The sequence below is a fragment of the Acidobacteriota bacterium genome, assembly GCA_040752675.1.
Taxonomy (GTDB): Bacteria; Acidobacteriota; Polarisedimenticolia; order JBFMGF01; family JBFMGF01; genus JBFMGF01.
The window spans coordinates 1-7,071 of sequence record JBFMGF010000070.1; the positions used below are offsets into that span (position 1 = coordinate 1).

Below are 7,071 nucleotides of genomic sequence, written 5' to 3' on the forward strand. Positions count from 1 at the left end.
GACCTTTTTCGATGGTTCGCCGTTGTACAGGAGCTTGTGCACCTTCGAATCTCTGTAGGGCCTGTCCTTCTTGATCTGATGGGAATTGGGATCAATGACGATGGAGTAGATCTCGCGGAAGATGTTCTCCCTGTCCCTCGTAGAAATGGTCACCTGGACCTTGTTCTTTGGATAGGGAATCAATGCAGAATTGTGAAATGTTCTCCTCAAACCCCTGGCAGCCTCGTCCGTCGTCTGCCACTCGCCGAATAAGGTACAGTATCCACGCGAGTAGATGAGCTGATTCGTGTTGAGGTCGAAAACCTTTACGATGTACTTCCCGTAGTTGAACGGATCGAGCAGGTTCGTTTTGCTCCCCGCCCAGTATGGCTCCTTCCGCAACTCGTCGAGGCTGATCGTTTCCTCCGTCTTTGTTCCGGCCGAGAAATAGTCGATTCTCAACGTCCCGTCTTCGAAGAACTGCTCGAATGGGACCTTCACCTGCGCGAAGATCGAGCAGGAAAACAGGATGGCAGCAAAAAGCAAAAATGAATACTTCATTATGTCACCTCTCCAGTACCATCTTTTCTGATAGATGCTTGAATATCTTATTTTCAAATCCCGATAAAGTAAATAGGAAGAGCTTTTGAGAGTTTCCATCAACAGCTCATTTATGGTAGCATTATTGAAAAATTAGAACATATATTTCGGGAGTCGAACATGACAGGAATTAAGATGCTCGTTCTTTTTGCAGCCCTTTCCCTCTCTCTCGCATCGTCCTCGCCCCCTCCAGCATTCTCGCAGGAAGTGGATGCTTCCAGGATCCTCCCGGAGTTGAAGAGCAGGATGTATTCCATCCAGGTCAAGGATCAATATGCTTTTGCCGCCGTGACTGCGGGTCTCATCATCTTTGACGTTGCAGTTCCGGCAGAGGTGAAGGAAGCGGGCACGGCGTATGTTCATGGAAGCGGAACCTCTGTCACACTGAGCGGCCAGAACGCCATCCTGAGTGCCGGTCCATCCGGACTCTGGCTCTTTGATATTTCGAAACCTGATTCTCCGGTGGAGGTTGCTCACCTCAAGACACCTGGAGCTGCCATGGCCACTGCCATAGCAGGAAAGCTCTGCTTCGTTGCAGATGGAACTTTCGGCTTGCTCGCCTTTGATATTTCTGACCCGCGCCATCCGAAAGAGGTCTTTCATCATGATATTTCTGATACAAAGGATTATTACCGACATGTCGTCACGGCCGGTGACCTCGTTTACGCGGCAGCCGCCTTTAACGGCGTGAAGATTTTCCGGATCGAAGGGAATAGGATCGACAAAATCTCCGAATTCAAGACTGCAGGCGAGGCACGCCATCTTGCCGTTTCTGGAAAGGAGCTCTTTGTCGCGGATGGTCATGGTGGGTTGAGGATATACGATATCTCAAAGCCTGAGATGCCTCATGAGCTCGGCTCGATCCCGACAAGAGATTTCACGAGAGGTCTGACGGTAAGAGGTAAGCTGGCCTATCTCGCTGATGGGAACGGCGGTCTGCGCATCATCGATGTTTCCAAGCCAGGGAACCCGGTCGAGAAGGGCTCCATCAAAACGCCGGCTTCCGCCAACGGCGTGACTGTATCAGGCAATCATGCCTTCGTTGCCGCCGATGCCGCTGGCCTTGCCGTATATGACGTTTCCAATCCTTCAGCTCCCGTTCATTTTGAGAAGAAGAAAGAGGAAAAATAGAAAGATAACGGAAATCATTGGCTAGATGATGAAGAGAAGATGGGCAAAAGGTAGCGTTGCTGTCGATATCCTCTCGGCAGAAGGGGTTGTCTCATCGAGCATCTTGATTTCAATGGTCTCAGAGGATTTCCTCATCGATGTTGGTGATGGCACGTTGAAGCTTCTCAAGGGGAGGGACTACAGGTTTGAAAGGCTTCACGGGATCTTCTTTACGCACGGGCATTACGACCACATCGGCGGCCTGTGGGGGCTTCTTGGATATCTCAGATTCATCAAAAGGAAGGCTCCCCTTCCTATCCATTTCCCATCCGGCTCCATCGAGCTTCAGGAGATCACGGCCCTGCATGAGAAGCTATTTGCCCTGGATTCTCTCTTTAAATTGCATCTTAAGGAAATCAGAGAAGGGGAAGCGATCACTCTGGGCAACATGAATGTCATCCCCTTTGCCGCTAGACATATCGGTTCCATTTCAGGGAGATCTGAGCTCATCCCCGCCGTTGGCTACACGATCATTTTCAAGGACAAAGATGCGGGTGATCTAAAGATTGTCATCAGCGGCGATACGGGCCCGTCCAGAAAGCTGATGGACGAAGTGAGGGGGGCCGATTATGCCATAATCGAAGCCTCCTTTGCCGAAGATCAAGGGATCCTGCCAGATACTCATCTCTCCGTCAGTCAGGCAGCGAGGATAGGAAAACTTGCCAGAGAATTCTGTCTGGTCCATCTGACCGACCAATCCTATCCAATTGCCTTCAAGGAAGGACTTGCGCCCGAAGACTAATTCAGAATCTATCCATTCCGCATTATTCAACTGGCTTTGAAAAATTGCAGATTGGGTATTATTATTAACGTCCCTATCTTAAGGAGATTCCATGGATAAGAAACAGATCTTGGAAATTTGCAAGAAAGAGAGGATCAGGTTCATCAGGCTTCAGTTCACCGATATCCTTGGCGTCAACAAGAACGTGGAAGTTCCCGAGAACCAGTTCGAGAAAGCACTGGATGGACAGGTCCTCTTCGACGGCTCATCCATCGAAGGCTTCGTGAGGATTGAGGAATCAGACATGCTCCTGAAGCCGGACCTTGAGACCTTCCGCATATTCCCCTGGGAGGATACCAGAGGAAAGGTGGCCAGGCTGATCTGCGACATCTACAATCCTGATGAATCTCCCTTCCAGGGATGTCCGCGCCTGACTCTCAAGAAGGTGACGGAAGAGGCGAAAAAGATGGGATACACGATGGTCGCCGGACCGGAAGCGGAATTCTTCCTCTTCCAAAAGGATGAGGACGGTAACGCAACGGTGAAGACACACGATAGCGGCGGGTACTTCGACTTGGCTCCGATCGACAAGGGTGAGGAAGCGAGAAGAGACATCGTTAATGTCCTGGAGGCGATGGGATTCGAAGTTGAGGCGGCTCACCACGAGGTCGCACCCGGTCAACACGAGATCGACTTCAAATACGAAGAAGCCGTGACTACGGCCGACAACATAGCAACGTTCAAACTGATCGTGCGAAGGGTCGCTCTCGACTACGGCCTTCATGCCACCTTCATGCCCAAGCCGATCAGGGGAGTGAATGGGTCAGGGATGCATACACACATGTCCCTCTTCAAGGGGAAAAACAATGCATTCTACGATCCCGACGCTGAATACCAGCTCAGCAATATCGCCAGATGGTATATCGGAGGGCTGCTCAGGCATGCTAAGGGGATGTGTGCCATCACCAATCCTCTGATCAATTCATACAAGAGGCTCGTGCCCGGATATGAGGCACCGACCAACATCACTTGGTCGGAGAGGAACAGAAGCCCGCTCGCGCGCGTCCCGGCAAGGAGAGGGATCGGAACGAGGGTAGAGCTAAGAATGCCTGATCCTTCATGTAATCCATATCTTGCGCTTGCAGTGATGCTCAAGGCAGGACTCGACGGCATCAAGAATAAGATCGATCCTGGTCCTCCGGTCAACAAGAACATCTTCGAGATGAGTCATAGGGCAAAAAGAAGATTGAAGATCGACGACCTTCCTCCGAATCTCTTCGAGGCTATCAAACAGCTCCGGAAGGATGAAGTCATCCAGGAGGCTCTCGGGGAGCACATCCTCGAGCACTTCATCCAGGCGAAGCTTGCGGCCTGGCAGGAATACATCGCCCAGGTCCATCCGTGGGAACTCGATCGCTACCTAACGACTTATTGACCTGTTTGCATTTTCTTCTATTCTCTCCCCTCAAGGAAAGGGAATTTTTTCTATCAACAAGATGAGAGGATGGTTATTTCCAGGGCGTGAAAAGTGTGTTTTCAAACTTCAAGATGTTGAAAATCTTCCCCACAATAAAGTCGGCAAGGTCGTTGATGTTCTTCGGCTTATTGTAGAAAGCCGGCATGGCAGGAAGGACGATCCCTCCGGCTTCAGCGACAGAGGCCATGTTCCTGATATGGATTAGATTGAGAGGTGTCTCCCTCGGCACGATGATTAAAGGCCTCTTTTCTTTCAGTGTCACATCGGCCACTCGTTCGATCAGATTTCTCGATAATCCGTGGGCGATCCCGGCCAGCGATTTCATCGAGCAGGGGATGACAACCATACCCTCCGTCCTGTAAGAGCCGCTTGCGATAGGAGCTGCCAGATCGTGAAAATCGTGTTTCACGACTGTGACCCCATTGCGGCTGGACATCCCGTAAGTCATCCTAATGTAGTGTATGGCAGTCTCGCTCCTGCAGTCGAATCCAGTCTCCTCCTTCAGGATCCTCTCTCCATAGCCAGATATGATGAGGTCGATGTGAGCATCCTTCTCGAGAAGAGCCTTGAGCAGCCGGATGGCGTAAATAGCCCCGCTGGCACCCGTGATTCCGACGACGATCTTTCTTGTTTCCATGGGTATTCCCTCAGGAAAGCATCACACTAGTCGTGCATGTCCCAAGATAGACGAGGCTGATGATACCATTCATATTGAAGAAGGCGATGTTGACCTTCGAGAGGTCATCAGGCTTTATAAGGGAATGTTCGTAGAAAATAATGATGCCGATGATGACGATACCTGCCGAATAGATGTAAGGATTCACGCGCAGAAAATAGAGAACCGATATTAGAAAGATCAGCGAGGCGAGATGGAAAAACAGCGCGATCTTCAGCGCCGCTGGAAGGCCGAACCTCTTCGGAACGGAGTACAGGTTCATTTTCAGATCAAACTCGTAATCCTGACAGGCATAGATAGTATCGAATCCAGCCACCCAGAAGATCACGGCGCAACCGAGGAGGATCGGGACCATCGTGATGTCGCCCCGGATGGCGATCCAGGCCCCGATCGGCGAGAGAGAGAGAGAGAGCCCGAGAAAGATCTGACTCAACCATGTGAACCTCTTGGTGTAGGAATAGAAGAAGATGATGAAAAGGGCAAGAGGGGAAAGGTAGAAGCAGAGGTAGTTGAGCATGTATGCCGAGAAGACGAAGAGAGCCGAGAGAGCGATGACGAAAATGGCGACCTCCCATCTCTTCAGGATCTTCCTCTGAAGCGCCCAGTGGGAGGTTCTCGGATTGAGCGCGTCAAGTTTCTCGTCGGCGATCCGGTTGAATCCCATTGCGGCGTTCCTTGCCCCTACCATAGCCAGAACGATCCAGACAACCTGAGCGACAGTGATCCCCTTTTCCATGGAAGCGAAGGCTGTCCCCGCAAGGGCGAAGGGAAGGGCAAAGACGCTGTGATGGAACTTCACCATTCTCCCGTAATCTATCATCTTAGCCAGGATGCCCATCTCTATCGATGCTCCATCAGATGGAAAATTTCCCTTTATTTTATACCACGCATCAATTTTACGAAAGAATCATTGCCTGTGACGAATCTTTATGCAAACTGTGTTGCTGAATGTGAGCGTTGTCATTCAACGCTGATCTGAAGGAAGGGGGCGGAAAACGCGGGCCGGATTGGGACTTGACAGGAGAATTCCGAAAGGGTCATCCTGCTTCTTCATTCCCCTGATGTCGATGGCAATCAGATCGGCTGTCTTCCCCTTCTCGATAGATCCAAGCTCTTTTCCAAGTCCCAGGGCTTTTGCTCCATTTATCGTTGCCATTCTCAGAATCTCATCCGGTTTCACGTCAGGGAATTCCTTTCCGAGAAATTTCATCTCCTGGAAGATGCTTAGGTCGCTGTTGCTGGCAAGGGAATCGGTGCCGAGTGCAACGTTGATCCCGGCGCTGAGTATCCTGGCGATCGGTGCTTTGCCGGTCTTCAACCTTCTATTGCTCCTGGGGCAGACAACGACGGAAACCTTTCTCTTTCGGAGAATGTCCATATCATGGGCGCTCACCTGGACGCAATGGATGGCGAGCATCCTCCCGGACAGGATGCCGAGGCGGTCGAGGTATTTCACCGGAGAGACTCCGGGAACCTTCCAGCCATAGTTCCAGAAACTTTTTTCAATTAGATAGTCCTTTAGTTTGCCCCTTCCCGATTCGATCAGCTTCTTCTCGTCTTGGGATTCGGCAAGATGGACCGAGATGATGGAATCGCTCATACGTTGAAATTGTCTCACCATCCTGAAAAGAACAGGGGAAACAGTATGAGGTGCGTGCGCCGTAATGGAAAAGCGGAACCGACCGCTCTTCCCGAAGAGCGTTTTGAACTCCTGCATCTCCTCAAGGGCTTTCGTGAAGCACCTCAGGGCATCCTCATCCCTAAGGGCGAAGATCTCCTTGAAGATGATTCCCCGGAGCCTGCTTTCGGAAAGGGCTTTCATGGTGACCAGGCTGTTGGAGACCTCGCCGACAGAGGAGGTGCCGGACCGGTACATCCTGTCTATTGCTTCCTTGGTTCTCTTGATTACTTCCTTCTCATCGTCTTGCTCCCTCATCCTTATGAGCGAACCTATCCATTCAACGAAGCCCGTTCTTGTCTTCACTCTGCCTTTTAGATGAGAGAGCTCCAGATGGGTGTGGCAATTGACGAGGGCAGGTAACAGAATGGCCGCTCCGAGGTCTTTCCTTATCGACCTGTATCTCTTGAAGATCCTGTCTGCAGGTCCAAGATCTACGATCCTATCTTTACTGATGACGATCGCGCCATCCTCTATGATCATGGATGTGACTGGAACGACCCACCTTGCCCTGAGTGTGATCATTCAAACTCCACGAATCTGAAACGCTATTGAGATTCTAACACCATCCAGATTCCACAAGAAATATTAAAGAGAGAAAGGCGGCAGTAGTTCCACTGGTCTTGCGGTGTGATAAAATATATGGTTCCTATCCAAAAAGTGTACATGAGAACTGAGAGCAAATAAAATGTAGAAACGCATCGGAAACTCTGATAGAACTCCTTTTATTATTAACACTTAACAGAAAGGAGATCAGAGACCGATGCGCA

General features: G+C 50.5%; 7 protein-coding genes. 3 read left to right on the plus strand and 4 right to left on the minus strand.

Annotation, left to right across the window (positions count from 1 at the left end; all coding sequences use genetic code 11):
* Positions 1 to 540: peptidase M64 N-terminal domain-containing protein (locus tag AB1756_07115; GenBank protein MEW5807098.1), on the minus strand; the 540-nt coding region annotated here is incomplete at its 3' end.
* A gap of 159 nt (positions 541 to 699) precedes the next feature.
* On the opposite strand from AB1756_07115, the gene AB1756_07120 reads away from it, so the two are divergent.
* The 3 genes from AB1756_07120 to glnA all read left to right on the plus strand — a co-directional run bounded on the left by AB1756_07120 (position 700) and on the right by glnA (position 3,905).
* Positions 700 to 1,710: a hypothetical protein gene (locus tag AB1756_07120; GenBank protein ID MEW5807099.1), complete on the plus strand. Its 1,011-nt coding sequence runs from the start codon at positions 700 to 702 to the stop codon at positions 1,708 to 1,710.
* A 25-nt stretch (positions 1,711 to 1,735) separates the two neighbouring features.
* Positions 1,736 to 2,491 carry an MBL fold metallo-hydrolase gene (locus tag AB1756_07125; protein ID MEW5807100.1) on the plus strand — a complete coding sequence of 252 codons (756 nt, stop codon included), beginning with the start codon at positions 1,736 to 1,738 and terminating at the stop codon, positions 2,489 to 2,491.
* A 91-nt stretch (positions 2,492 to 2,582) separates the two neighbouring features.
* The gene (gene glnA, locus AB1756_07130) at positions 2,583 to 3,905 is read left to right on the plus strand and encodes a type I glutamate--ammonia ligase (GenBank protein ID MEW5807101.1); all 1,323 of its coding nucleotides are present in this window, start codon (positions 2,583 to 2,585) and stop codon (positions 3,903 to 3,905) included.
* 73 nt (positions 3,906 to 3,978) lie between these two features.
* On the opposite strand, the gene AB1756_07135 is transcribed toward glnA, so the two are convergent.
* The 3 genes from AB1756_07135 to AB1756_07145 all read right to left on the minus strand — a co-directional run bounded on the left by AB1756_07135 (position 3,979) and on the right by AB1756_07145 (position 6,826).
* On the minus strand, positions 3,979 to 4,584 hold the full coding sequence (locus tag AB1756_07135; GenBank protein MEW5807102.1) for a UbiX family flavin prenyltransferase: 606 nt from the start codon (positions 4,582 to 4,584) through the stop codon (positions 3,979 to 3,981).
* A gap of 10 nt (positions 4,585 to 4,594) precedes the next feature.
* Positions 4,595 to 5,461: a UbiA-like polyprenyltransferase gene (locus tag AB1756_07140; GenBank protein ID MEW5807103.1), complete on the minus strand. Its 867-nt coding sequence runs from the start codon at positions 5,459 to 5,461 to the stop codon at positions 4,595 to 4,597.
* 126 nt (positions 5,462 to 5,587) lie between these two features.
* Positions 5,588 to 6,826, minus strand: a complete 1,239-nt coding sequence (locus tag AB1756_07145; protein ID MEW5807104.1) for an amidohydrolase family protein — start codon at positions 6,824 to 6,826, stop codon at positions 5,588 to 5,590.
* Between the last annotated feature and the right edge of the window lie 245 nt (positions 6,827 to 7,071).